The following is a 25,725-nucleotide window of genomic DNA, read 5'->3' on the forward strand; positions in this document are numbered from 1 at the left end:
CCAGCGCACGCCGGGCTCCGTGTCGGTGGTCGCGGCTACGCTTCGAGCATGGAGCCCACCCGTGCCGTGCATCCCTTCGAGGTCGTCAGCGAGTACAAGCCGAGCGGCGATCAGCCGGCCGCGATCGCCGATCTGAGCGCCCGGATCCGGGCGGGCGAGGCCGATGTCGTGCTCCTCGGCGCCACGGGAACGGGCAAGTCGGCGACCACCGCGTGGCTCGTCGAGGCCGTCCAGCGACCCACGCTCGTGCTCGCCCACAACAAGACCCTCGCGGCGCAGCTCGCGAACGAGTTCCGCGAGCTGTTCCCCAACAACGCGGTCGAGTACTTCGTCTCGTACTACGACTACTACCAGCCCGAGGCGTACGTCCCGCAGACCGACACCTTCATCGAGAAGGACAGCTCCGTCAACGCCGAGGTCGAGCGCCTCCGCCACTCGACGACCAACTCGCTGCTCAGCCGACGGGACGTGATCGTCGTCTCCACCGTCTCGTGCATCTACGGTCTCGGTCAGCCCGAGCAGTACCTCGAGGCGATGGTGGCCCTCCAGGTCGGCCAGCGGGTCGACCGCGACCGCCTGATCCGCAAGTTCGTCTCGATGCAGTACGCGCGCAACGACGTCGACTTCGCCCGCGGCACCTTCCGCGTCCGGGGCGACACGATCGAGATCATCCCGATGTACGAGGAGCTCGCGATCCGCATCGAGATGTTCGGCGACGAGATCGAGGCGCTCTACACGCTCCACCCGCTCACCGGCGACATCGTGAAGAAGCTCGAGTCGGTCTCCGTCTTCCCCGGTTCGCACTACGTGGCCAGCCAGGACGTCATGCACCGCGCGATCGACACGATCCAGCAGGAGCTCGAGGTGCGCCTCGCCGATCTCGAGAAGCAGAACAAGCTGCTCGAGGCCCAGCGCCTCCGGATGCGCACCACGTTCGACCTCGAGATGATGCAGCAGATCGGCTTCTGCTCGGGCATCGAGAACTACTCCCGCCACATAGACGGCCGCGAGTCGGGCGAGGCGCCGCACTGCCTCCTCGACTACTTCCCCGACGACTTCCTCGTCGTCATCGACGAGTCGCACGTCACCGTGCCCCAGATCGGCGCGATGTACGAGGGCGACGCCTCCCGCAAGCGCACGCTGGTCGAGCACGGCTTCCGCCTCCCCTCGGCGATGGACAACCGTCCGCTCAAGTGGGAGGAGTTCAAGCAGCGCGTCGGCCAGACGGTCTACCTCTCGGCGACCCCCGGCCGGTACGAGATGGGGATCGCCGACGGCATCGTCGAGCAGATCATCCGCCCGACCGGCCTCATCGACCCCGAGATCGTCGTCAAGCCGACCAAGGGCCAGATCGACGACCTGCTCGAGGAGATCAAGCGCCGCACCGAGCGCGACGAGCGCGTGCTGGTGACGACCCTGACCAAGCGGATGGCCGAGGAGCTGACCGACTTCCTCACGGAGGCCGGCGTCCGCGTCCGCTACCTGCACTCCGACGTCGACACCCTGCGGAGGGTCGAGCTGCTCTCCGAGCTGCGCGCCGGCGTCTACGACGTCCTCGTGGGCATCAACCTCCTCCGCGAGGGACTCGACCTGCCCGAGGTGTCGCTGGTCGCGATCCTCGACGCCGACAAGGAGGGATTCCTCCGCTCCTCGACGTCGCTGATCCAGACCATCGGCCGCGCCGCTCGCAACGTGTCGGGCGAGGTGCACATGTACGCCGACCGGGTGACCGACTCGATGCGGCTCGCGATCGACGAGACCGATCGCCGCCGCGAGAAGCAGGTCGCGTACAACCTCGAGCACGGCATCGACCCGACGCCGCTGCGCAAGAAGATCGCCGACATCACCGACGCCCTCGCCCGCGAGGGTGCCGACACGGCCAAGCTCCTCGCGGGCCGCGACGCGAAGAAGAAGAGCCCGACGCCGAACCTCCGCAGGCAGGGGCTCGCCGCGAACGGCGGCAACGACCTCGAGGCGATCATCTCCGACCTCAACGGCCAGATGCTCCAGGCGGCGGGCGAGCTCAAGTTCGAGCTCGCGGCGCGCCTGCGCGACGAGGTCCAGGAGCTCAAGCGGGAGCTCCGTCAGATGGAGAAGGCGGGTCACCTCTCCTGAGGGCGGGCGCCGGGGCGGGGGCGGCCGATGCCGTCCCCGTCCGCAGAGCGGCGCCCGAACCGCAAGCTCCGATGACCGGTATCAGCGCCCAGCGAACGCCCCCGGGCGATGTCGGTGGCTCCGCATACACTTTCGAGGTGTCGATCGCGAATGCCGTAACAGACCCCTCGTCCACCCCCTCTCCCTCCTTCCACCGCTTCGTCAGCTCCCTCGACGAGTCGGTGTCGAAGCTGGTCGTCAGTGGCGCCCGGGTGCACAACCTGCACGACGTCGACCTCGAGATCCCGCGTGACTCGATGGTCGTCTTCACCGGTCTGTCGGGGTCCGGCAAGTCGTCGCTGGCCTTCGACACGATCTTCGCCGAGGGGCAGCGCCGCTACGTCGAGTCGCTGTCCGCCTACGCCCGCCAGTTCCTCGGGCAGGTCGACCGCCCCGACGTCGACTTCATCGAGGGCCTCAGTCCCGCGGTCTCGATCGACCAGAAGTCGACCAACCGCAACCCGCGCTCCACCGTCGGCACCATCACCGAGATCTTCGACTACATGCGCCTGCTCTGGGCGCGCATCGGCGTGCCGCACTGCCCCATCTGCAGCGAGAAGATCTCAGCGCAGACCGTGCAGCAGATCGCCGACCAGATGATGGAGCTCGAGGGCGGCACCCGCTATCAGATCCTCAGCCCGGTCGTCTCGCAGAAGAAGGGCGAGTTCGTCGACCTCTTCAAGGAGCTGACCGCCGGCGGCTACTCGCGTGCGATGGTGGACGGCAGCCTGATCCAGCTCAGCGATCCGCCGACCCTCAAGAAGCAGTACAAGCACGACATCTCGGTCGTGGTCGACCGCCTCGTCGCAGGCCCCGACATCCTCGGCCGCCTCACCGACTCCCTCGAGACAGCTCTGCGTCTCACCGACGGCATCGTGCAGATCAACTTCGTCGACGGTGAGGGCGAGGGCGCGTGGACCACCTTCTCCGAGAAGCTGTCCTGCCCCAACAACCACCCGATCTCGCTGACCGAGATCGAGCCGCGCACCTTCTCGTTCAACGCGCCTTTCGGCGCCTGCCCCGAGTGCTCCGGCCTCGGCACGCGCATGTCGGTCGACGACGAGCTGCTCCTCGGCGACCCCGACCTCAGCATCGCCGAGGGCGTCATCATCCCCTGGACCACCCAGGGCAAGGGCCTCTTCCAGTACTACGAGAAGCTGCTCGACGGCCTCTCGCGAGACCTCGGCTTCAAGCTGACCACCCCGTGGAAGCGCCTGAGCTCCGAGGTGCAGCAGGCAGTGCTGCACGGCGACAACTTCGAGGTCAAGGTCAAGTGGAAGAACCGCTACGGCCGTGAGATGAGCTACACCTCCGGCTTCGAGGGCGTCGTGCCCTACATCGAGCGCCAGTACGTGCAGGCCGAGACGGATGTGCAGCGCACCCGCTGGTCCGAGTTCCTCCGCGAGGTGCCCTGCCCCGTCTGCAAGGGCTCGCGCCTCAAGCCCGAGGTGCTCGCCGTCCTCGTGCACGGAGCGAGCATCGCCGACATCGCCGACCTCAGCCTCGGCGACGCGCAGGAGTTCATGGGCCGGCTCGAGCTGACCCCGCGCGAGGCGACGATCGCCGCGCAGGTCCTCCGCGAGATCCGGGCGCGCCTCGACTTCCTCATCGAGGTCGGGCTCAACTACCTCAACCTCTCGCGAGCGGCCGCGTCGCTCTCCGGAGGCGAGGCCCAGCGCATCCGACTGGCCACCCAGATCGGCTCCGGACTCACCGGCGTGCTCTACGTGCTCGACGAGCCGAGCATCGGCCTGCACCAGCGCGACAACCGCCGCCTCATCGACACCCTGCTGAAGCTCCGCGACCTCGGCAACACGCTGATCGTCGTCGAGCACGACGAGGACACCATCCGCACCGCCGACTGGATCGTCGACATCGGCCCGGGCGCCGGCGTCAACGGCGGAAAGGTCGTGCACTCCGGCTCGTACGACGCCCTGCTCGAGAACACGCACTCGCTCACGGGCGACTACATCTCGGGCCGCAAGTCGATCGACATCCCGAAGAAGCGCCGCAGGATCGACCGCAAGCGGATGATCAAGGTCGTCGGGGCCAACGCCAACAACCTCCGCAAGGTCGACGTGGAGTTCCCCCTCGGCACCTTCGTCGCGGTCACCGGAGTCTCGGGGTCGGGCAAGAGCACGCTGGTCAACGACATCCTCTACCGGGTGCTCGCCAACCAGCTCAACGGGGCGCGCAAGGTGCCGGGCAAGCACACCCGCGTCACCGGCCTCGAGAACCTCGACAAGGTCGTGCACGTCGATCAGAACCCGATCGGCCGCACCCCGCGCTCCAACCCCGCCACCTACACCGGCGTCTTCGACCGCATCCGCAACCTCTTCGCCGAGACGACCGAGGCGAAGGCCCGCGGCTACCTCCCGGGCCGGTTCAGCTTCAACGTCAAGGGCGGCCGCTGCGAGGCCTGCTCGGGCGACGGCACCATCAAGATCGAGATGAACTTCCTGCCCGACGTCTACGTGGCCTGCGAGGTCTGCGGGGGAGCGCGCTACAACCGCGACACCCTGACGGTCCACTACAAGGGCAAGAACATCGCCGAGGTCCTCGACATGCCGATCGCCGAGGCTGCCGACTTCTTCGAGCCGATCACCTCGATCCACCGCTTCCTCAGGACGCTCGTCGAGGTCGGCCTCGGCTACGTGCGGCTCGGGCAGAGCGCGACGACGCTCTCGGGCGGCGAGGCGCAGCGCGTCAAGCTCGCCACTGAGCTGCAGCGCCGCTCCAACGGCCGCAGCGTCTACGTGCTCGACGAGCCGACCACCGGCCTGCACTTCGAGGACGTCCGCAAGCTCCTCCTCGTGCTGAACTCGCTCGTCGAGAAGGGCAACACGGTCATCACCATCGAGCACAACCTCGACGTCATCAAGTCGGCCGACTGGCTGATCGACATGGGTCCCGAGGGCGGTGCCGGCGGCGGGCAGGTCGTCGCGATCGGCACACCGGAGCAGGTGGCGAAGGTCGCGGAGAGCCACACCGGCGGGTTCCTGGCCGAGATCCTCGGCCGATAGCGCGGCCGGGCGGGCACGGGGCATGGCGCAGACACTCGACTACCGGCCCAAGGCCGGCGAGATCCCGACCCTCCCGGGGGTCTACCGATTCAAGGACGCGAGGGGCCGGGTCCTCTACGTGGGCAAGGCCAAGAACCTGCGCGCGCGACTCAGCAACTACTTCGCGCCGCTGCCGAGCCTGCACGAGCGGACCCGGCGGATGGTCACCTCGGCGTCGGGCGTCGAGTGGACCGTCGTCGGCACCGACGTCGAGGCACTGCAGCTCGAGTTCACCTGGATCAACGAGTTCGACCCCCCGTTCAACGTCAAGTTCCGCGACGACAAGTCGTACCCCTACATGGCGGTGACCCTCGGCGACGAGGCGCCCCGCGTGATGGTGACCCGCAACTCGAAGATCCGCGGGGCGAGGTACTTCGGCCCCTACCCGAAGATCTGGGCCATCCACGAGACCATCGATCTGATGATCAAGGCCTTCCCGATCCGCACCTGCAACGACTCGAACTACAAGCGGGCCATGCAGAGCGGGAAGCCGTGCTTCGCCTCCCAGATCGGCCGCTGCGGCGGTCCCTGCTCGCACCGCGTCACCTTCGCGGAGCACCGCGAGATGGTCGACCGGTTCGTCGCGTTCATGGGCAGCCACGACCGGAGGATGATCGGCGAGCTCGAGAAGGAGATGCGCGAGGCCGCGGGCGAGATGCAGTACGAGCGCGCCGGCAAGCTGCGCGATCAGGCCGCCGCTCTCGACGCCGTGCTCGCCAAGAGCGCGGTCGTGCTCAAGGACAACGTCGACGTCGACCTCTACGCGATCGTGCACGACGAGCTCGCGGCGTCCGTGCAGCAGTTCCGCGTGCGGGGCGGACGCATCCGCGGCGAGCGCGGCTGGGTCGTCGACAAGGAGCTCGACATGACGACGGCCGAGCTCGTCGACACGGCACTCCAGGCGGCCTACGAGAACGGCGACATCCCGCCGAAGGAGGTCGTCGTCCCCGAGCTGCCGGAGGACAGCGAGGCGCTCGAGGAGTGGCTCTCGAGCCTCCGCGGCGCCAACGTCAGGCTGCGGGCGGCGCAGCGCGGCGACAAGGCGGCGCTGCTCGAGACCGCGACGCAGAACGCCGGTCACTCGCTGATGCTCTACAAGACCCGCCGCTCGGCCGACTTCACCGCGCGCACCCAGGCGCTGGAGGACATCCGCGACGCCCTCGGCATGACCGAGGCCCCGCTCCGGATGGAGTGCTACGACGTCTCGCACCTCAGCGGCACCAACATCGTCGCGTCGATGGTCGTCTTCGAGGACGGCCTCGCCCGCAAGGACCAGTACCGCCGGTTCTCGATCGCGGAGTCGACCGACGACACGGAGTCGCTGCACCAGGTCCTCACCCGGCGACTCGCCTACCTGAAGGAGCCGGTCGAGCCGGCGATCCTCGATCCCGAGACGGGGGAGGCGAAGCGCCGCAAGTTCGCCTACCCGCCCCAGCTCCTGATCGTCGACGGCGGTCAACCGCAGGTCGCGGCCGCCCAGCGCGCCCTGGACGAGTCCGGAGTCACCGGGATCACCCTGTGCGGCATCGCCAAGCGACTCGAGGAGATCTGGCTCCCCGACTCCGACTTCCCGGTGATCCTGCCGCGCAACAGCGACGCCCTCTTCCTCTTCCAGAGGATCCGCGACGAGGCCCACCGCTTCGCCATCACCCACCAGCGCCAGCGCCGCAAGCGCGACATCGCGTCGCAGCTCGGCGAGATCCCCGGGCTCGGTGGCACGCGGGTGCGCGATCTGCTCAAGCACTTCGGATCCGTCGCGCGGCTGCGCGAGGCCTCCGACGCCGAGATCGCCGAGGTGAAGGGGATCGGGCCGACGCTGGCCGCCGCGATCCACGGGTACCTGCACCCCTGACGCCTCCGCCCGGTGTCGGGCCCACGCCCTAGGCTGGACATCCGACCCTCCGAGGAGGGCGCGGGCCCCCGTCACGAGCGACGCAGAACTCACGAGCGACGCAGAACTCACGAGCGACGCAGAACTCACGAGCGACGCAGAACTCACGAGCGACGCAGAACTCACGAGCGACACAGCACTTTTCGAGCGCCACAGACACTTTCGAGCGACACAGATACGAGCACGGAGAACCCATGAGCACGGAGAGCGAGCAGCAGGACGTGCTGATCGTCACGGGGATGTCGGGTGCCGGCCGGTCCACGGCCGCGAACGCCCTCGAGGACCTCGGCTGGTACGTGGTCGACAACCTCCCGCCGCAGATGCTCCGACCCCTGGTCGACCTCGCCCAGCGCGCGGGCGACACGCTGCCGAAGATCGCGGCCGTCGTCGACGTCCGCGGGCGCGACTTCTTCGCCGACCTCGGCGAGATCGTGCGCGAGCTCAAAGCGGGTGTCGACCTCCGCGTCGTGTTCCTCGAGGCGACCGACGCTGCCCTGGTGCGCCGCTTCGAGCAGGTGCGGCGCCCGCACCCGCTGCAGGGCCGAGGCACGCTGCTCGACGGCATCTCGGCGGAGCGCGGACGACTGGCGCAGCTGCGCGAGTCCGCCGACATCGTGATCGACACCTCCGACCTCAACATCCACCAGCTCGCGACGACCATCACGGAGCGATTCGCCGAGGCCGGGCGTGCGGGCCTCCAGATCACCGTGATGAGCTTCGGCTTCAAGTACGGCCTGCCGACCGACGCCGACATGGTCGCCGACGCGCGCTTCCTCCCCAACCCGTACTGGATCCCCGAGCTCCGCCCGCACACCGGGCTCGACGAAGAGGTGAGAGAATACGTGCTGGCCCAGCAGGGGGCGGAGGAGTTCATCGACTCCTACTCGCGAGCCCTGCGCCCGGTGCTCGACGGCTACCAGCGCGAGAACAAGCGCCACGCGACGATCGCCATCGGCTGCACGGGGGGCAAGCACCGCTCCGTCGCGGTCGCCGGACGCATCGCGGCCCGACTGGCCGAGCTGCCGGGAGTCGCCGTGAACGTGGCGCACCGCGACCTCGGCCGAGAATGATTCCCGCGCGCTCCGCCGCGCACCCGACGTAAGGAAGACTCCGTGGCCCTCACCGCAGACGTCAAGGGCGAACTGGTCGCGATCGTCTCGCGCAAGAACACCGTCCGTGCCGCCGAACTGGCGACCGTCCTCCGCTTCTCCGGCGGACTGCACATCATCTCGAACCGCCTCGCGGTCGAGGTCGAGCTCGACTCCGCAGCTCTCGCGACCCGCGTGCGCCGCGATCTCGCAGAGCTCTACGGCGTCCGCAGCGAGGGCACCATCATCTCCGCCGGCGGATCGCGCCGGACGACCAGCTGGCTCGTCCGCGTGGTCGAGGGCGGCGACACGCTCGCCCGGCAGACAGGGCTGCTCGACCAGCGCGGTCGCCCGGTGCGCGGCCTCCCGAACCGGCTGACGACGGGCTCCCGGGAGGAGCTCGCCGCAGTCTGGCGCGGCGCCTTCCTCGCGCAGGGCTCGCTGACCGACCCGGGCCGCTCGGCGGCGCTCGAGATCGTCTGCCCCGGCAACGAGTCGGCGATGGCCATCGTCGGCGCGGCCGGCCGCCTCGGCGTGCAGGCGAAGTCGCGGGAGGTGCGCGGTGTGCACCGGGTCGTCGTCCGCGACGGCGAGAGCATCAGCGCGATGCTCACCCTGATGGGCGCCACCTCGACGGTGGCGAGCTGGGAGGAGCTGCGCCAGCGACGCGAGGTGCGCGCGACCGCGAACCGGCTCGTCAACTTCGACGACGCCAACCTCCGCCGGTCGGCGCAGGCCGCCGTCGCCGCGTGCTCGCGTGTCGAGCGCGCGATGGAGATCCTCGGCGACGACATCCCCGAGCACCTGCGCTACGCCGGTCGACTCCGGCTCGCGCACCGCGACGCGAGTCTCGACGAGCTGGGCCACCACGCCGACCCCCCGATGACGAAGGACGCGGTCGCCGGTCGCATCCGCCGCCTCCTCGCGATGGCCGACAAGCGCGCCGCCGACCTCGACATCCCCGGCACCGACGCGAACCTCCCGGCCGAGCTGCGCGACCTCTGAGCCGTCCACCCGGCGAACGCTGAGTGTCTCCTGGTTGAACGGGGGAGACCGTCCGAGTGCGCGGGTGCCCCGTCACTAGACTGGAAACGTCGCTCGGACACGCCGACCCCCGCTCCAGCGCCTCGCGCTCGGACGGTCGGAGCCGGTGGGACTGCCGAGGTCGACGACCACGAACAGGAGATCGCACATGGCTGACTACACGCTCGCCGAACTGCCCTACGACTACTCGGCCCTCGAGCCGAACATCAGTGGGCGGATCATGGAGCTCCACCACGACAAGCACCACGCCACCTACGTGACGGGCGCGAACACCGCCCTCGCCGCGCTCCAGGAGGCCCGCGACACCGAGAGCCTCGCGAACGTCAACAAGCTCCAGAAGGACCTGGCGTTCAATCTCGCCGGTCACGTGAACCACACCGTGTTCTGGAACAACCTCTCGCCCGACGGCGGCGACAAGCCGGTCGGCGAGCTCGCCGCGGCGATCGACGACAACTTCGGCTCGTTCGACAAGTTCCGCGCCCACTTCACCGCCTCCGCCCTCGGCATCCAGGGCTCCGGCTGGTCGATCCTCGCGTGGGACTCGCTCGGCGAGAAGCTCATCATCGAGCAGCTCTACGACCACCAGGGCAACCTCGCCGCGGCGACCGTGCCGGTGCTGCTGCTCGACATGTGGGAGCACGCCTTCTACCTCGACTACGTCAACGTGAAGGCCGACTACGTCAAGGCGTTCTGGAACATCGTGAACTGGGCCGACGTCTCCGCGCGCTTCGAGAAGGCCCGCGAGAAGACTTCGGGCCTGCTGCTACTGTCATAGCGATCTCGGCGTCCCGGGCCTCTGCGCCCGGGACGCCCGGGCCGGTTCCCACCGGCCCACTGCGATCAACACCCTCCACTGCACCGTCGAGGTGCCCTTCCTCATCAGGAGATATCTGTGTCCGTCAAGATCGGCATCAACGGCTTCGGCCGTATCGGCCGTAACTTCCTCCGTGCGGCCCTCGCCAAGGGCAGCGACCTCGAGATCGTCGCGGTCAACGACCTCACCGACAACAAGGCGCTCGCGCACCTCCTGAAGTACGACTCCATCACCGGACGCCTCGACGCGACGGTGGAGCTCGACGGCGACAAGATCGTCGTCAACGGCAAGCCGATCATCGTCCTCGAGGAGCGCGACCCCGCGAACCTCCCCTGGGGCGAGCTGGGCGTCGATGTCGTCATCGAGTCGACCGGCCGCTTCACCAAGTCGGAGGATGCGCGCAAGCACATCACCGCCGGCGCCAAGAAGGTCATCGTCTCGGCACCCGCCTCGGGCAGCGACGTCGCGACCATCGTCCTCGGCGTCAACGAGGGCACCTACGACCCCCAGGTGCACGACATCGTCTCGAACGCGTCCTGCACCACGAACTGCCTCGCGCCGCTCGCCAAGGTGCTGCTCGACAACTTCGGCATCGAGCGCGGCCTCATGACCACGGTCCACGCCTACACGGCCGACCAGAACCTCCAGGACGGCCCGCACAGCGACCTCCGTCGCGCGCGCGCCGCCGCGGTCAACATCATCCCGACCTCGACCGGTGCCGCCAAGGCGCTCGGCCTCGTCATCCCCGAGCTCGTCGGCAAGCTCGACGGCTACGCACTGCGCGTCCCGGTCCCGACCGGCTCGATCACCGACCTCACCGTCGAGCTGACCACGCCGGCCACCGTCGAGGAGATCAACGCGGCGTACAAGGCCGCGGCCGAGGGCGACCTCAAGGGCATCCTCAAGTACACCGAGGACCCGATCGTCTCGAGCGACATCGTGACCGACCCGCACTCGTCGATCTTCGACTCCGGCCTCACCAAGGTCATCGGCAACCAGGTCAAGGTCGCCTCCTGGTACGACAACGAGTGGGGATACTCCAACCGCCTCGTCGACGTCGCCGAGCTCGTCGCCGGCAAGCTCTAGGGCTCGCAGCAGTGACCTTCCGCACTCTGGACTCACTGGGTGCACTGTCGGGCAAGCGCGTCGTCGTCCGCTGCGATCTGAACGTCCCCCTGAAGGACGGTTCGATCACGGACGACGGCCGCGTGCGCGCGTCCGTCCCCACGCTCCAGCGGCTCGTCGCCGAGGGTGCCCGAGTCGTGGTCGTGAGCCACCTCGGGCGCCCCGACGGGGAGCCCGACCCGAAGTACAGCCTCGCGCCGGTCGCGAAGCGACTCGGTGAGCTCCTCGACGCCCCCGTGGCGTTCGCCGGCGACACTGTCGGCGACGAGGCCTCCTCCGCGGTCGAGGCCCTCGGCGACGGCGAGATCGTCGTCCTCGAGAACCTGCGCTTCAACGCAGCCGAGACCAGCAAGGACGCGGACGAGCGCCGCGCCTTCGCCGAGAAGCTGGCCGCCTTCGGCGACGCCTTCGTCTCGGACGGCTTCGGAGTCGTCCACCGCAAGCAGGCGAGCGTCTACGAGCTCGCGCAGCTGCTCCCGAGCGCTGCCGGCACTCTGATCGCCGCCGAGCTCGAGGTCCTCGACCGCCTCACCGAGAAGCCGGAGCGCCCCTACACGGTCGTGCTCGGCGGATCGAAGGTCTCGGACAAGCTCGGCGTGATCGAGCACCTGCTGCCGAGGGTCGACTCGATCCTCATCGGCGGAGGCATGCTCTTCACCTTCCTCAAGGCCCAGGGCCACGAGGTCGGTTCGAGCCTGCTCGAAGCCGACCAGGTCGACGTCGTGCTCGGCTACCTCGCGAAGGCGAAGGAGCTGGGCGTCGAGATCGTCCTGCCGACCGACGTCGTCGTCGCCTCGAAGTTCGGAGCCGACGCGGAGCACGAGGTCGCTGCGGCCGACCTCATCGAGGGCACCCCGTTCGGAGCGAGCGGACTGGGCCTCGACATCGGCCCGGACACTGCGAAGCGCTTCGCCGAGATCGTCGCTGCGTCGAAGACGGTGTTCTGGAACGGCCCCATGGGCGTCTTCGAGCTCGAGCCGTTTGCGGCGGGCACGAAGGCCGTCGCCCAGGCCCTCACCGAGGTCGACGGACTCAGCGTCGTCGGCGGAGGCGATTCGGCCGCGGCAGTGCGCGCCCTCGGCTTCGAGGACGGGCAGTTCGGCCACATCTCGACGGGAGGCGGCGCGAGCCTCGAATTCCTCGAGGGCAAGCGACTCCCCGGACTGGAGGTCCTCGGATGGCAGTAGACAGCACGGGAGGAGCTCCCTCCTCCCTCGGGCGGACGCCGCTCATCGCGGGCAACTGGAAGATGAACCTGGACCACCTCCAGGCCATCGCCTTCGTGCAGAAGCTCGCGTGGAGCCTGAAGGACGCGAATCACGACTTCGACGGTGTCGAGGTCGCAGTGTTCCCGCCCTTCACCGACCTCCGCCCGGTGCAGATCCTCGTCGACTCCGACAAGCTGCCGCTCAAGTACGGCGCGCAGGACCTGTCGAAGTTCGACAGCGGGGCCTACACCGGTGAGATCTCGGGTCAGTTCCTGAAGCAGCTCGACTGCGACTACGTGATCGTCGGGCACTCGGAGCGTCGCACGCTCCACGCCGAGACGGACGCGGACATCGCGGCGAAGTCGGCTGCGGCGATCAAGCACGGCGTCGCACCGGTCATCTGCGTCGGAGAGACCGCCGAGGACCTCGAGAAGCACGGCCCGTCGGCCGTGCCCGTCGCGCAGCTGAAGGAGGCCCTCACCGGCCTGCCCGCGGACGCCGACCTCGTCGTCGCCTACGAGCCGGTCTGGGCCATCGGCTCCGGCCAGGCCGCCACGCCCGAGCAGGCCCAGCAGGTCTGCAAGGCGCTCCGCGACGTCGTCTCCGACATCCTCGGAGCCGACACCGCGGCGAAGACACGCATCCTCTACGGCGGCTCCGTGAAGTCCGGCAACATCGCCGGCTTCATGCGCGAACCCGACGTCGACGGCGCCCTCGTCGGAGGCGCCAGCCTCCAGGTCGACGAGTTCGCAGCGATCGCCCGGTTCCGCAATCACGTAGGCGTCTAGCGCTCTGAATCTGAAGGGGTGGGCCTCGCGGCCCACCCCTTCAGTCGTCTCTGCTGCTCATGTACCGAGCGCAGATTGCGGAGTGCTGTTCTTCCACGGCGCTCTTCGCGCGGCGCGGCGCAGTCGGCTTCCATGCATGGTCGCGTCCCGAAGAGCTTCGTGCGTCCGGCTACGCCGATTCGCTCGCACGCGAATCGCCGGTTCGCCTTGTCCCGAGCAGCGATCTGCAAGCCTCCGCTTCTGACGGTGGGAGATCTCGATACGGCCGCTGCGCGGCCTACTCGATCAGCAGGGCAGCGGGCGACAGCGTCTGCCGACCCCGCCTTCAAGGATGTGTGCTGAGAAGACGTCGGGCTCACCCCTGCTGGCCGAGTAGCCGCTGGAGGCGGCGTATCGAGACCCACCTCCCTTCGAACCTCGGTCCCGAGTCCCGTCCTCCGGACGCGGACGGGAGGGGCGGCCTCGTCGCGGCGCCTGGCTCGGGTCTGGCGGGCGCCGCGCAGCGGCGCGGGATGGCGCCGCGACGAGGCCGCCCCTCCCGTCACTCTTCAGAGCGCCCCGCGCCTCCCGTCATCCGCCGCCACGTATACCGCTCGCCGTAACAGGGGGTGTGGTTTCGTCGGGGGATTCGCAGGCGCCCGTTATACTCGACGGGGCGCGCAACGCGCCAGAACTTCGAAAGGTACCGCGTGGACATCCTCCAGGTCGTGCTCCAGGTCGTCCTGGGCATCACGAGCCTCCTGCTCACCATGCTGATCCTGCTCCACAAGGGGCGCGGCGGCGGTCTGTCCGACATGTTCGGCGGCGGAGTGACCTCGAACCTCGGCGCCTCGGGCGTCGCAGAGCGCAATCTGAACCGCATCACCGTGATCCTCGGTCTCGTCTGGGTCGCCAGCATCGTGGTTCTCGGTCTCATCACCAAGTTCGACACCGGAGCATAGGGGTACACGGAATGGCATCAGGCGGCAGTGCAATCCGCGGTTCGCGCGTCGGCGCGGGACCCATGGGCGAGCAGGACCGAGGCTTCCACGCGGAGCGCGTCGCGGTCTCCTACTGGGACGCTCTCGGCAACGAGACGGTGCGCCACTTCTCGGCGGCGCTCCCCGAGGACGAGATCCCCGAGGTCATCGACTCTCCGCAGTCGGGTCTCCCGGCCGGTCGCGACCGGGCGAACCCGCCTCAGGTCGCGAAGACCGAGCCCTACAAGACGCACCTCGCGTACGTGAAGGAGCGTCGCACCGAGGCCGAGGCCGCGCAACTCCTCGAGGAGGCGCTCCAGCAGCTCCGCGCGCGCCGCGGGACCGCGACGCCGTCCTGATCGGCCCCACGGCCGACGAACGACGAAGGGCCCGACCCCCGCGAGGGAGTCGGGCCCTTCGTCGTTCTCACGGGCCGGCGCCGCGGGACCGCGACGCCGTCCTGATCGGCCCCACGGCCGACGAACGACGAAGGGCCCGACCCCCGCGAGGGAGTCGGGCCCTTCGTCGTTCTCACGGGCCGGACGGTCCGGTCCGGCCCGGCTCAGTAGCTCGGCGCGATGAGCGACTCGGGGACCTCGGCTGCGGCCTCCTGGTCGACGAAGAACACCGTGCGCTTGCGGCCGAACGCGCCGGCGGCCGGCACCTCGTTCGTGCTGGCGCCCGCGAGTGCCAGACCGAGCGCGGAGGCCTTGTCGGCACCCGCCAGGACCATCCAGACCCGGTCGGACTGATTGATCAGAGGCAGCGTGAGCGTGAGGCGCTCCGGCGGCGGCTTGGGCGAGTTGCGGACGGCCAGCACACCGGGCTTCGGGTGGCGGATCGCGGAGCGCTCGGGGAAGAGCGACGCGATGTGCCCGTCGGGGCCGACTCCGAGGAAGGTGATGTCGAAGCGCGGGTAGTCGCGGCCCTCGGTCGCGTGCGCGCGGAGCTCGGCGTCGTACTGCGTGGCGGCGGCGTCGAGGTCGATGCCCTCGTCGGAGGCCGGATACGAGTGGACGTTCTCACTCGGCACGTCGAGTGACGCGAACAGGTCGCCTGCCTGCACGTCGTTGCGGTCCTCGTGCCCGCGGGGGACCCAGCGCTCGTCGCCCCACCAGAAGTGGACCCGCGTCCAGTCGACGTTCCCCGCGGCCGAGGAGCCGGCGATCTCCTTGAGGGTCGCCGCCCCCATCGTGCCGCCCGTCAGGACGACGTTCGCCGACCCGAGGTCGTCGAGGATGTCGATCGTCTTGGTCAGGAAGCGCGCGGCGACCGAGCCGGCGAGGGTCTGCTTGTCTCGGTGGACGAGCACACGACGTTCGGTGGTCATGCAGGGTCTCCTTCTGGTGGTCGCCGATCGGCGGATGGTCGACTCCGGGTCAGGAAGCGTCGGCCCGCGAGCGGGCCGACGACATCAGGACGCGCTGCGGGCCCCGGACTTCTCCGAGAGCATGTCCACACCGCGCGAGATCACTTCACCGTACAGGTCATCGGGGTCGAGCCTGCGCAGCTCCTCCGCCAGGCAGTCGCGGAGACTGCGGCGGGGGAGCGAGATGTCGTGGACGGGCTGATCCGGCTGGGTCAGCGTCGCCACGTTCGGTATCGAGCGCTCGAGCTCGATGACGCCCGACTCGCGGAAGAGACGGACCCCGTGGATGCCGCTCGATCCGGTCGCGCTGATGGTGAGCTCGTGGTCGACGGGGATGTCGAGCTCGAGCTGCAACCAGGCGGCGAGCAGGATCGTCGAGGGGGAGTCCGGGGCTCCCGAGACCTCGACCGCGGTGATCGACTCGTACGGCGGCTGGTCGAGGACCGCCGCCAGCTGAGCGCGCCACAGCGTGAGCCGGGTCCAGGCGAAGTCGGTGTCGCCCGGGGCGTAGGTGGAGGCGAGGTGGTGCAGCGCCTCCGCCGGGTTGGACTGCGCGGACGCGTCCGTGATGCGGCGCTGCGCGATCCGGCCGATGGGCGACTGGGAGGCGCTCTCGGGCGCGCTGTTCGGCCACCAGGCGACGACGGGCGCATCGGGCAGGAGCAGACCCGTGACGAGGCTCTCCTCGTCGCTCGCGGCGTCGCCGAACGGGCGGAGCACGACGACCTCGCTGGCCCCCGCATCGCCGCCCACGCGGATCTGCGCGTCGACCCGGGGGGTCGCGTCGACGGGCACCGTGGTGAGTCCGTCGTCCTTCGAGACGACGATGACGCGCATCGGGTGCTCGCGCGAGGCGTCGTTCGCGGCGTCGATCGCCTCCTCCTCGTGACCCCGGGAGGTCGCGATGATGAGGGTGAGGACGCGGCCGAGGGCGACGGCGCCGCCCTCCTCGCGGATCTTGACGAGAGTCTTCGAGACCTCGCTGGTCGTGGTGTCGGGCAGATCGACGATCATGGACGCCTCCAGGTGCGGCCGTCGCGAGCGAGGAGCTCGTCGGCGGAGTCGGGGCCCCAGGTTCCGGGGCGGTACTGCTCGGGCTGGCCCTGCGTGCTCCAGTACTCCTCGATCGGGTCGAGGATCTTCCAGGACAGCTCGACCTCCTCGTGCCGCGGGAACAGCGGCGGCTCGCCCAGGAGGACGTCGAGGATGAGGCGCTCGTAGGCCTCGGGGCTGGCCTCGGTGAACGCGTGGCCGTAGCCGAAGTCCATCGTGACGTCGCGCACCTGCATGCCGGCGCCGGGCACCTTCGAGCCGAAGCGCATGGTCACGCCCTCGTCGGGCTGCACGCGGATGACGAGCGCGTTCTGGCCGAGCGAGGTGGTCTGGCTCTCGGCGAAGAGCTGCTGCGGCGCGCGCTTGAAGACGACGGCGATCTCGGTCACGCGGCGGCCGAGGCGCTTGCCCGCCCGCAGGTAGAACGGGACGCCGGCCCAGCGGCGGGTGCCGATGTCGAGGCGCATCGCGGCGAAGGTCTCGGTGGTCGAGGTCGGGCTCATGCCGTCCTCCTCGAGGAAGCCGAGGACCTTCTCGCCGCCCTGCCAGCCGCCGGAGTACTGACCGCGCGCCGTGACCGTGGAGAGGTCCTTCGGCAGGCGGACGGCGGCGAGCACCTTCTCCTTCTCGGCGCGCAGGTCGGCGGCGTCGAACGAGATCGGCTCCTCCATCGCCGTGAGGGCGAGGAGCTGCAGCAGGTGGTTCTGGATGACGTCGCGAGCGGCGCCGATCCCGTCGTAGTAGCCGGCACGGCCGCCCACTCCGATGTCCTCGGCCATCGTGATCTGGACGTGGTCGACGTAGTTCGAGTTCCAGAGCGGCTCGTACATCATGTTGGCGAAGCGCAGCGCCAGGATGTTCTGGACCGTCTCCTTGCCGAGGTAGTGGTCGATCCGGAAGACGGAGTCGGGCGGGAACACCGACTCGACGACGGCGTTCAGCTCTCGGGCGGTCTTGAGGTCGCTGCCGAAGGGCTTCTCGATGACGACGCGTCGCCACTGGCCCTCCTTCTGCTCGGCGAGGCCGGAGCTGCGGAGCTGCTCGGTCACCTGCGGGAACGACTTCGGCGGGATCGAGAGGTAGAAGGCGAAGTTGCCGTTGGTGCCGCGCTCGCGGTCGAGCTCGTCGACGGTGGTCTTCAGGCGCGCGAACGCGTCGGGGTCGTCGAACTCGCCCTGCACGAAGCGGATGCCCTGCGCGAGCTGGGTCCAGACCTCCTCGTGGAACTCGGTGCGGGCGTACTTCTTGACGGAGTCGTGCACGACCTTCTCGAAGTCCTGGTCGTCCCAGTCGCGTCGGGCGAAGCCGACGAGCGCGAAGCCGGGCGGGAGGAGGCCGCGGTTGGCGAGGTCGTAGACCGCCGGCATGAGCTTCTTGCGCGACAGGTCGCCGGTGACTCCGAAGATCACGAGGCCGCTGGGGCCCGCGATCCGGTTCAACCGGCGGTCGAAGCTCAACCGCAGCGGGTTGAACTCGGGGGTGATGTCCACAGGCATGTGCAGTGTCCTTCTGTGTTCCTGGGTCTTCTGCGTGCCGGGGCGGCCGGGGATGCCGGCCGTGACGGCGCACTGCTCTCGGTGAGGGAGGGGGAGGGGACGCCCGCCCGCTCCGATGAGGGCTTGCGATCGCGGCTCGCGAGGAGCCGCGGACGACCGCGGGCACGCCGCCCCCGCCTCGAGGGCGGGGAGCGGCGTGCCCGTCGGATCAGGTGTTGAGCGCCTCGAAGAGCGCCTCGAGGTCGGCCTCGGGGTCGGTCAGCGTCAGCGTGAGCACCGGGCGGCCGTGCTCCGCGAGCACGCTCGCGTCGCCGGCGGCCTGGGCGAGGATCAGCTGGCCGAAGGTGAACGGGCTCTCGGGGATCTCGAGGTCCACGTCCGCGCGCTCGGTGATCTGGAGGAAGACGCCGGTCGGCGCTCCACCCTTGTGGTACTGACCGGTCGAGTGCAGGAAGCGAGGGCCCCAGCCGAAGGTCACGGGACGCTGCGCCTGCGCGGCGAGGAGGTCGCGGACGCCCTCGAGCTGCGGGAGGGCGAGGCGGTCGACGTAGGCCTGGATGGAGACGTAGCCGCCCTCGCCCAGCTGCGCGAGCAGCAGGTCGACGGCCTGCGCCACGGTGGTGACGCCCTCGGTGACGGCCGCGGTCCCGGTGACCTCGATGCCGGCGTCCGTGAAGGCCGGCTGAGCCGGCTCGGGGCGCTTCTCGAGCAGCGCGCGGGTCGCGATCTTCGCCGACTCGACGTCGGGCTGGTCGAACGGGTTGATCCCGAGCAGACGGCCCGCGACGGCGACCGCGTACTCCCAGGTCAGCATCTGCGCGCCGAGCGACCCGGAGAGGAGGATCTCGCCCTCGTGCCGGTCGCGCGGGAACAGGTGCAGCGCGGACGCGTCCTCGACGAGACGGACGACCTGCACGTCGGGCAGGTTCTCGGAGAGCTCGGGCGCGAGCGTGCCGAGGACGACGGGGAGGATGCCCGTGCCGTCCTTGCCGGTCGACTCGGCGATGAGCTGCTCCGCCCAGTCGGCGAAGCCCACGATGTGCGTGCCGTCGGCGACGATCGCGAGCTTGTCGCGGCGCGGGCTGGTCGCGGCGATGGCCGCGCCCAGGATCAGACCCGGGTTCTCGGGGGTGTCGACGGCCAGGCCGAGCGACGCCTCCGCCGCCTCGTCGAGCAACGCCTCGATGTCGGCGCCGGCGAGACCGGACGGCACGAGACCGAAGGCGGAGAGCGACGAGAAGCGTCCGCCGATGTTCGGGTCGGCGTTGAAGACGCGGTAGCCCGCCTCGCGCGAGGACGAATCGAGCGGCGAGCCCGGGTCGGTCACGATCACGATGCGGTCGAGCGGGTCGATACCGGCCTCGGTGAAGGCCTTCTCGTACGCCTTCTTCTGGCTCGCCGTCTCGACGGTCGAGCCCGACTTCGACGAGATCACGACGGCCGTGGTGGCGAGGCGGTCCTGCAGAGCGGCGAGGACCTGACCCGGGGCGGTCGAGTCGAGCACGGTGAGCTCGACGCCCGCCGTGCGGGTGATGACCTCGGGCGCGAGCGACGAACCGCCCATGCCGCCGAGCACGATGTGGTCGATGCCCTTGGCCTGGAACTCCTCGCGGAGGGCCAGGATCCGGGGGACCAGCGGGCGCGAGACCGTGGTCGACTCGGTCCAGCCGAGGCGCTTGGCCGACTCCTCCTCGGCCGCCGCTCCCCAGAGGGTGGGGACCTGGGCGGTGATGCCGGAGGCGACCTCGTCGGCGACGAGATCGGGGACGACGCGGTCGACGGCCTTCTCGGCGTCTCCGCTGACGTGGATCTGGATCGTCATGCTCAGGCCTGCGCCTTCGCGCCCTCGAGCGCCGCGGTCACGGTGTCGAGCAGCTCGTTCCAGGAGACGACGAACTTCTCGACGCCCTCCTTCTCGAGCAGCTCGGTGACGTCGGCGTACGAGACGCCCTGCGCGGCGACGGCGTCGAGGACGGCGTTCGCGTCGGCGTAGGACCCGGTGACGGTGTCGCCGGTGATGTCACCGTGGTCGAAGGTCGCCTCGAGGGTCTTCTCGGGCATCGTGTTGACGACGCCGGCCGCGACGAGCTCGGTCACGTAGAGGGTGTCGGGGAGGTCGGTCGACTTGACGCCGGTCGAGGCCCACAGCGGGCGCTGGCGGTTCGCGCCCGACTCCTGGAGCAGGAGGGCGCGCTCGGTGGCGAACGCCTCGACGAAGACCTCGTAGGCGAGCTGCGCGTTGGCGACGCCCGACTTGCTCTTGAGCGCGCGGGCCTCCTCGGTGCCGACGGCCTCGAGGCGCTTGTCGATCTCGGTGTCGACGCGCGACACGAAGAACGAGGCGACCGAGTGGATGGTGGCGAGGTCGATGCCCGCCTCCTTGGCCTTCTCGAGACCGGCGAGGTAGGCGTTGATGACCGCGCGGTAGCGGGCGAGCGAGAAGATCAGGGTGACGTTGACCGAGATGCCGGAGCCGATGACCTCGGTGATGGCCTCGAGGCCCTCGACGGTCGCGGGGATCTTGATCATCGCGTTCGGACGGTCGACCTTGGCCCAGAGGGCCTTGGCCTGCTCGATCGTGCCCTGCGCGTCGTGCGCGAGGCCCGGCTCGACCTCGATCGACACGCGGCCGTCGTAGCCGTGGCTGGCGTCGTAGATCGGGCGGAAGATGTCCGACGCCGCGGCGACGTCGTCGGTCGTGATCTCGAAGACGGCGTCGGTCACCGAGGTGCCGGCGGCGGCGAGCTCGCGCACCTGGGCGTCGTAGGACTCGCCGTTCGCGAGTGCCGCGGCGAAGATGGTGGGGTTAGTGGTGACTCCGACGACGTTCTTCTCGTCGATCAGCTTCTGCAGTCCTCCGGAGGAGATGCGCGAGCGCGAGAGGTCGTCGAGCCAGATGCTGACGCCTGCGGCGGAGAGCTCTGCGGTGGGGGTGTTCTCAGTCATGTCTCTTCTTCTTCGTGCGTAGGTGGAACGGGTCGTGGGGGAGTCGTCGGGCTGACGGCGAAGGCCGCGTCCGGGGTGGACGCGGCCTTCGGGGTCAGGAAGCCTCGATCGACTCCTTCGCGGCGGTGAGGGCCGCGTCGGTGGTGATCCCGAACTCGCGGAACAGGGTCTTGTAGTCGGCGGAGGCGCCGAAGTGCTCGATCGAGACCGAGCGGCCGGCATCGCCGACGTACTTCTGCCAGCCGAGGCTGAGCCCCGCCTCGATCGAGACGCGGGCCTTGACGGAGGAGGGCAGGACCTTCTCGCGGTACTCGGCGTCCTGCTCCTCGAACCACTCGAGGGACGGAGCCGAGACGACGCGGGCGTTGACGCCCTCGCCCTTCAGCAGCTCGCGCGCCTCGACGGCGATCTGCAGCTCGGAGCCGGTGGCGATGAGGATGACGTCCGGGGTGCCGTTCGGCGCGTCGGCCAGGATGTACGCGCCGCGGGCGACGTTCGAGGCGTGAGCGAAGGTCTCGCCCTCGGCCTCGCCCTCGCCGCGCTCGAAGACGGGGATGTTCTGGCGGGTGAGCGCGAGCCCTGCCGGGCCCTCGCGACGCTCGAGGATCGTCTTCCAGGCGTAGGCGACCTCGTTCGCGTCACCGGGACGGACGATGTCCAGTCCCGGGATCGCGCGGAGGGCGGCCAGCTGCTCGACCGGCTGGTGCGTCGGGCCGTCCTCGCCGAGGGCGACGGAGTCGTGGGTCCAGACGTAGATCGCCGGCGCCTTCATGAGCGCGGCGAGACGGACCGCCGGGCGCATGTAGTCGGAGAAGATCAGGAAGGTGCCGCCGAAGGGGCGGGTGTTGCCGTGCAGGACGATGCCGTTCAGGATCGCGCCCATGGCGTGCTCGCGGATGCCGAAGTGCAGCACACGGCCGCCCTTCTTGCCGGTCCACTCGTGGGTCGAGAACTCGGACGGGACGAACGAGCCCGCTCCCTCGATCGTCGTGTTGTTCGACTCGGCGAGGTCGGCCGAGCCGCCCCAGAGCTCGGGGACGACACCGGCGAGAGCGTTGATGACCTTGCCGGACGCGGCGCGGGTCGAGACCTCCTTGCCGGGCTCGAAGACCGGGAGGGCGTCCTCGACGCCCTCGGGCAGCTCGCCGCTCAGGACGCGGTCGAGGAGGACCTTCTTCTCGGGGTTCGCCGAGGCCCACGCGTCGAACTGCTCGTTCCACTCGGCGTGCGCCGCCTGGCCGCGCTCGACGGCCTTGCGGGTGTGCTCGATGACCTCGTCGGCGACGTCGAAGGTCTTCTCGGGGTCGAAGCCGAGCACCTCCTTGAGGCCGCGCAGCTCGTCGGCGCCGAGGGCGGAGCCGTGGATCTTGCCGGTGTTCTGCTTCTTCGGCGACGGCCAGCCGATGATCGTGCGCAGGATGATGAGCGACGGCTTGTCGGTCTCGCCCTTCGCGGCCTCGATCGCGGCGTGGAGCTCGGCGACGTCCTCGTGGTACTCGCCGGTCTTCTTCCAGTCGACGACCTGCACCTGCCAGTCGTAGGCCTCGTAGCGGGCCTTGACGTCCTCGGTGAAGGCGATGTTGGTGTCGTCCTCGATCGAGATCTGGTTGGAGTCGTAGATGACGACGAGGTTGCCGAGCTTCTGGTGGCCGGCCAGCGAGGACGCCTCGCTGGTGATGCCCTCCTGCAGGTCGCCGTCGCCGGCGATCACGTAGACGAAGTGGTCGAACGGCGAGTCGCCCGCGGCGGCCTCGGGGTCGAACAGGTCGCGCTCGAAGCGCGAGGCGTAGGCGAAGCCCACGGCCGAGGCGAGACCCTGGCCGAGCGGCCCGGTCGTGATCTCGATGCCGTCGGTGTGTCCGTACTCGGGGTGCCCGGGGGTCTTCGAGCCCCAGGTGCGCAGCGCCTTGAGGTCGTCGAGCTCGAGGCCGTAGCCGCCCAGGTAGAACTGGACGTACTGGGTCAGCGAGGAGTGGCCGACCGACAGGATGAAGCGGTCGCGTCCGATCCAGGTGGCGTCGGACGGGTCGCGGCGCATGACCTTCTGGAACAGGAGGTAGGCGGCGGGCGCGAGGCTCATGGCGGTTCCGGGATGGCCGTTGCCGACCTTCTCGACCGCATCCGCGGCGAGGACCCTCGCCGTGTCGACTGCCTTCTCGTCAATGGATTCCCATTGCAGTTCTGACACTTGGTACTGACCCTTCTCGAGACGTGGGGGAGACGGGGACCGTCCGCCCTCTCGCATGGTGGAGCACGCCGCATGACGACTTCGGCACGATGCTCCGGCGACGATCCTCTTCATGCGCGTCGTGACCGATCGGTCGGACGGGCGGCGGAAGCGTGCCGGCGGCTCTGGCGAGCACGTCCGATCATACCGAGGGGGGTGCGCCGGGCCGCGGGGGTTGCGGGGTCGCATATGTCGGCGATCGATTGGACAAGCGTGCACTCCCGGCGTCCGCCTCGGCGACGCGCATTACACTCGTTCGGGATCGTTCGAACGTTAGAGGAGCAATGGACCTAGTCGTGGAGACCACCGCCGTCGAGCGAGGCGGGCCGTCGGGGTCGCCGCTCTCGCGCAAGGTGAAGGCCTTCGTCTCGCTGACGAAGCCGCGGGTCATCGAGCTGCTCCTCGTCGTGACCGCGCCGACGATGATCCTGGCCCAGGGCGGGATCCCGAACCTCCTGCTGGTGCTGAACGTCCTGATCGGCGGCGCTCTGAGCGCCGGGTCCGCCGGCGCGTTCAACTGCTACTTCGACCGCGACATCGACCGGCTGATGAACCGGACGAAGAACCGCCCGCTCGTCACCGGGGAGATCTCGGACCGCGCCGCGCTGGTCTTCGCGACCACGATCGGAGTCCTCTCGATCGTCTGGCTCGGATTCACCGCGAACTGGCTCTCCGCCGCCCTCTCGCTCGCCGCGATCCTCATCTACGTCGTGTTCTACACGCTGTTCCTCAAGCGCCGCACCCCGCAGAACATCGTCTGGGGAGGGATCGCGGGCTGCATGCCGGTCCTGATCGGCTGGGCCGCGGTCACCGACTCGCTCGACTGGGCGCCGATCATCCTCTTCTCGGTCATCTTCCTCTGGACCCCGCCGCACTACTGGCCGCTCTCGATGAAGTACCGCGACGACTACCGAGCGGCGGGTGTGCCGATGCTCGCCGTCGTCCGGGGGCGCACCATCGTCGGCCTGCAGGTGATCCTGTACGCCTGGGCGACGGTCGCCTGCTCGCTGCTCCTCATCCCCGTGGCGGGGATGGGAGTCGTGTACACCGTCGTCGCCCTCGCGAGCGGCGTCTGGTTCATCGCCGAGACCCACCGCCTCTACAGCCTCGCGATCCGTCACGAGCACGTCTCGCCGATGCGCGTCTTCCACGGCTCGATCGGGTACCTGACGCTGCTCTTCCTGGCGGTCGGCATCGACCCGCTGCTGCCCTTCTGATGATCACGCCGTTCTCCCTCCTCGCCGATCGGGTGACCCTGACGCCGCGGGCGCTGCGCTGGGGGACGACCGCAGCGCTCGTCGCGAGCATCCTCATCATCTTCTTCGGCGGAGTCGTGCGCCTCACCGGCTCCGGACTCGGCTGCCCGACCTGGCCCGCCTGCGAGGCGGGTTCGCTCACCTCGACGCCGGAGCTCGGGATCCACGGGTTCATCGAGTTCACCAATCGGGCCTTCACGGGTGTGCTGGTCGTCGCCGTCGGCTGGGCCATCACCGCGGCGAGGCTGCAGAAGCCGCGCGATCGCACGATGACGCGACTCGCGTGGTCGCAGTTCTGGCTCGTCGTCGCGAACGCCCTCGCCGGTGGCGCGACCGTCCACTCCGGGCTGAACCCGTACATCGTCGCGGGTCACTTCGTGCTCGCGATCGCCCTGCTCACGACGACCTCGCTCACCTGGCACCGCGCGCACCGCTCGCAGTCGACATCGTTCGAGCCGGACGCCCTCACCCGCGGCACGAGCATCGCTCTCGTCGTCGCGACCCTGCTCGTCATCCTGGTGGGGACGCTCGTGACGGGCACCGGCCCGCACGCCGGCGACTCCGCGGAGGTGCCCCGGATGCAGTTCCACTGGGAGAGCGTCACGATCGTCCACGGCGTGCTCGGGACGGCCTCTCTCGGGCTCGGGATCGCCCTCTACCTGCTGCTCCTGCGCGCCCCCGGCGCCGAGCTGGCCCGCCGGCGGGTGGCGGCCTTCGTGATCGTCGTTCTGCTGCAGGCGCTCGTCGGCGTCGCGCAGTCGCTCCTCGCGCTGCCGGAGGCCCTGGTCGCCGTCCACCTGCTCGGCTCGGCCCTGGTCTGGGTGGGGGCGGTGCGCGTCCTGCTCGACGTGAACCCCCGGCTCTTCACGGTGGGCGCGCAGCGCCGTCGCGCCGCCGAGCAACTCCAGACGACCCGCTGACCGACGCTCCCGACGGTCGGCGTCAGCGCGATCGAGGTGTCGACGGAGCCGCACGAGCGCGACCGGCAGTGCCCCGATGGTGAGCTCCTGCGCGAGCCCCTCGGCGAGCAGAGTGAACGTGCGTGCGGAGCGGGCGGACCCGGGGGGTCGCAGCAGCGCGATCAGGAGGCGGGGGAGTGGGCGGGGGCAGTCGTCGTTCGGCATGTCCGCACTCCATCACGGACCACCGACACTCGTATGGTCATGCGTGTCTGACGGCGCGATCCGCCGTACCCGGCCGACACCCAGCTGCAGAGGTTCCGCTCGGCGCGCGGCGTCCGTAAGA

The 25,725-nt window shown here is 69.6% G+C and carries 19 protein-coding genes; 13 read left to right on the forward strand and 6 right to left on the reverse strand.

Going from position 1 to position 25,725, the window contains the following annotated elements:
* The first annotated feature begins 48 nt into the window (after window positions 1–48).
* From uvrB to GRS92_RS03840, 11 genes are all read left to right on the forward strand, one after another.
* Window positions 49–2,115 carry an excinuclease ABC subunit UvrB gene (gene uvrB / locus GRS92_RS03790; protein WP_159853481.1) on the forward strand — a complete coding sequence of 689 codons (2,067 nt, stop codon included), beginning with the start codon at window positions 49–51 and terminating at the stop codon, window positions 2,113–2,115.
* A gap of 137 nt (window positions 2,116–2,252) precedes the next feature.
* Window positions 2,253–5,177, forward strand: coding sequence for an excinuclease ABC subunit UvrA (uvrA, locus tag GRS92_RS03795; protein ID WP_442966218.1), 2,925 nt, complete (start codon window positions 2,253–2,255; stop codon window positions 5,175–5,177).
* Window positions 5,178–5,199: 22 nt separating this feature from the next.
* Window positions 5,200–7,068 (forward strand): excinuclease ABC subunit UvrC, encoded by a 1,869-nt coding sequence (uvrC, locus tag GRS92_RS03800; protein WP_159853485.1) that lies wholly within the window; start codon window positions 5,200–5,202, stop codon window positions 7,066–7,068.
* A gap of 233 nt (window positions 7,069–7,301) precedes the next feature.
* Window positions 7,302–8,177, forward strand: coding sequence for an RNase adapter RapZ (gene rapZ, locus GRS92_RS03805; protein WP_159853487.1), 876 nt, complete (start codon window positions 7,302–7,304; stop codon window positions 8,175–8,177).
* A gap of 42 nt (window positions 8,178–8,219) precedes the next feature.
* Entirely contained in the window at window positions 8,220–9,200 is a 981-nt protein-coding gene (whiA, locus tag GRS92_RS03810; RefSeq protein WP_159853489.1) for a DNA-binding protein WhiA, read from the forward strand.
* 187 nt (window positions 9,201–9,387) lie between these two features.
* The gene (locus GRS92_RS03815; RefSeq protein ID WP_159853491.1) at window positions 9,388–10,014 is read left to right on the forward strand and encodes a superoxide dismutase; all 627 of its coding nucleotides are present in this window, start codon (window positions 9,388–9,390) and stop codon (window positions 10,012–10,014) included.
* A 117-nt stretch (window positions 10,015–10,131) separates the two neighbouring features.
* Complete coding sequence (gene gap / locus GRS92_RS03820; protein ID WP_068207959.1) at window positions 10,132–11,139, forward strand: type I glyceraldehyde-3-phosphate dehydrogenase; 1,008 nt, start codon at window positions 10,132–10,134, stop codon at window positions 11,137–11,139.
* Between the two features lie 11 nt (window positions 11,140–11,150).
* On the forward strand, window positions 11,151–12,365 hold the full coding sequence (locus GRS92_RS03825) for a phosphoglycerate kinase (protein ID WP_159853493.1): 1,215 nt from the start codon (window positions 11,151–11,153) through the stop codon (window positions 12,363–12,365).
* Window positions 12,356–13,174: a triose-phosphate isomerase gene (tpiA, locus tag GRS92_RS03830; protein WP_159853495.1), complete on the forward strand. Its 819-nt coding sequence runs from the start codon at window positions 12,356–12,358 to the stop codon at window positions 13,172–13,174. Before GRS92_RS03825 ends, tpiA begins: the two co-directional genes overlap by 10 nt.
* 689 nt (window positions 13,175–13,863) lie before the next feature.
* On the forward strand, window positions 13,864–14,115 hold the full coding sequence (secG, locus tag GRS92_RS03835) for a preprotein translocase subunit SecG (protein WP_056042800.1): 252 nt from the start codon (window positions 13,864–13,866) through the stop codon (window positions 14,113–14,115).
* 11 nt (window positions 14,116–14,126) lie between these two features.
* The gene (locus GRS92_RS03840) at window positions 14,127–14,492 is read left to right on the forward strand and encodes an RNA polymerase-binding protein RbpA (RefSeq protein ID WP_055791968.1); all 366 of its coding nucleotides are present in this window, start codon (window positions 14,127–14,129) and stop codon (window positions 14,490–14,492) included.
* Between the two features lie 203 nt (window positions 14,493–14,695).
* Here the strand turns inward: GRS92_RS03840 and pgl are convergent, their stop codons facing one another.
* The 6 genes from pgl to tkt form a co-directional block, all read right to left on the reverse strand.
* Window positions 14,696–15,463, reverse strand: a complete 768-nt coding sequence (gene pgl, locus GRS92_RS03845) for a 6-phosphogluconolactonase (protein WP_159853497.1) — start codon at window positions 15,461–15,463, stop codon at window positions 14,696–14,698.
* An 84-nt stretch (window positions 15,464–15,547) separates the two neighbouring features.
* Window positions 15,548–16,516, reverse strand: a complete 969-nt coding sequence (locus GRS92_RS03850; protein ID WP_159853499.1) for a glucose-6-phosphate dehydrogenase assembly protein OpcA — start codon at window positions 16,514–16,516, stop codon at window positions 15,548–15,550.
* Window positions 16,513–18,051 (reverse strand): glucose-6-phosphate dehydrogenase, encoded by a 1,539-nt coding sequence (gene zwf, locus GRS92_RS03855; RefSeq protein ID WP_159853501.1) that lies wholly within the window; start codon window positions 18,049–18,051, stop codon window positions 16,513–16,515. The genes GRS92_RS03850 and zwf overlap by 4 nt, the downstream gene beginning before the upstream one ends.
* A 208-nt stretch (window positions 18,052–18,259) precedes the next feature.
* Entirely contained in the window at window positions 18,260–19,873 is a 1,614-nt protein-coding gene (locus GRS92_RS03860) for a glucose-6-phosphate isomerase (protein WP_159853503.1), read from the reverse strand.
* Window positions 19,874–19,875: 2 nt separating this feature from the next.
* Entirely contained in the window at window positions 19,876–20,997 is a 1,122-nt protein-coding gene (gene tal, locus GRS92_RS03865) for a transaldolase (RefSeq protein WP_159853505.1), read from the reverse strand.
* 94 nt (window positions 20,998–21,091) lie between these two features.
* Complete coding sequence (tkt, locus tag GRS92_RS03870) at window positions 21,092–23,185, reverse strand: transketolase (protein WP_159853507.1); 2,094 nt, start codon at window positions 23,183–23,185, stop codon at window positions 21,092–21,094.
* A gap of 323 nt (window positions 23,186–23,508) precedes the next feature.
* Here tkt and GRS92_RS03875 point away from each other — a divergent pair, with 323 nt between their 5' ends.
* Together GRS92_RS03875 and GRS92_RS03880 are read left to right on the forward strand one after the other, a co-directional pair.
* Window positions 23,509–24,441: a heme o synthase gene (locus GRS92_RS03875; protein ID WP_159853509.1), complete on the forward strand. Its 933-nt coding sequence runs from the start codon at window positions 23,509–23,511 to the stop codon at window positions 24,439–24,441.
* Entirely contained in the window at window positions 24,441–25,400 is a 960-nt protein-coding gene (locus tag GRS92_RS03880) for a COX15/CtaA family protein (RefSeq protein ID WP_159853511.1), read from the forward strand. Before GRS92_RS03875 ends, GRS92_RS03880 begins: the two co-directional genes overlap by 1 nt.
* The last annotated feature ends 325 nt before the right edge of the window (window positions 25,401–25,725 follow it).

The organism is Rathayibacter sp. VKM Ac-2754, assembly GCF_009807095.1.
Taxonomy (GTDB): domain Bacteria; phylum Actinomycetota; class Actinomycetes; order Actinomycetales; family Microbacteriaceae; genus Rathayibacter.

Bases quoted from the DNA above. Each gene is read 5' to 3' on its own strand.
- uvrB (WP_159853481.1), top strand. From the start codon at position 49: ATGGAGCCCACCCGTGCCGTGCATCCCTTCGAGGTCGTCAGCGAGTAC.
- uvrC (WP_159853485.1), top strand. From the start codon at position 5,200: ATGGCGCAGACACTCGACTACCGGCCCAAGGCCGGCGAGATCCCGACC.
- rapZ (WP_159853487.1), top strand. From the start codon at position 7,302: ATGAGCACGGAGAGCGAGCAGCAGGACGTGCTGATCGTCACGGGGATG.
- GRS92_RS03815 (WP_159853491.1), top strand. From the start codon at position 9,388: ATGGCTGACTACACGCTCGCCGAACTGCCCTACGACTACTCGGCCCTC.
- tpiA (WP_159853495.1), top strand. From the start codon at position 12,356: ATGGCAGTAGACAGCACGGGAGGAGCTCCCTCCTCCCTCGGGCGGACG.
- GRS92_RS03840 (WP_055791968.1), top strand. From the start codon at position 14,127: ATGGCATCAGGCGGCAGTGCAATCCGCGGTTCGCGCGTCGGCGCGGGA.
- pgl (WP_159853497.1), bottom strand. From the start codon at position 15,463: ATGACCACCGAACGTCGTGTGCTCGTCCACCGAGACAAGCAGACCCTC.
- GRS92_RS03850 (WP_159853499.1), bottom strand. From the start codon at position 16,516: ATGATCGTCGATCTGCCCGACACCACGACCAGCGAGGTCTCGAAGACT.
- zwf (WP_159853501.1), bottom strand. From the start codon at position 18,051: ATGCCTGTGGACATCACCCCCGAGTTCAACCCGCTGCGGTTGAGCTTC.
- GRS92_RS03860 (WP_159853503.1), bottom strand. From the start codon at position 19,873: ATGACGATCCAGATCCACGTCAGCGGAGACGCCGAGAAGGCCGTCGAC.
- tal (WP_159853505.1), bottom strand. From the start codon at position 20,997: ATGACTGAGAACACCCCCACCGCAGAGCTCTCCGCCGCAGGCGTCAGC.
- GRS92_RS03875 (WP_159853509.1), top strand. From the start codon at position 23,509: ATGGACCTAGTCGTGGAGACCACCGCCGTCGAGCGAGGCGGGCCGTCG.
- GRS92_RS03880 (WP_159853511.1), top strand. From the start codon at position 24,441: ATGATCACGCCGTTCTCCCTCCTCGCCGATCGGGTGACCCTGACGCCG.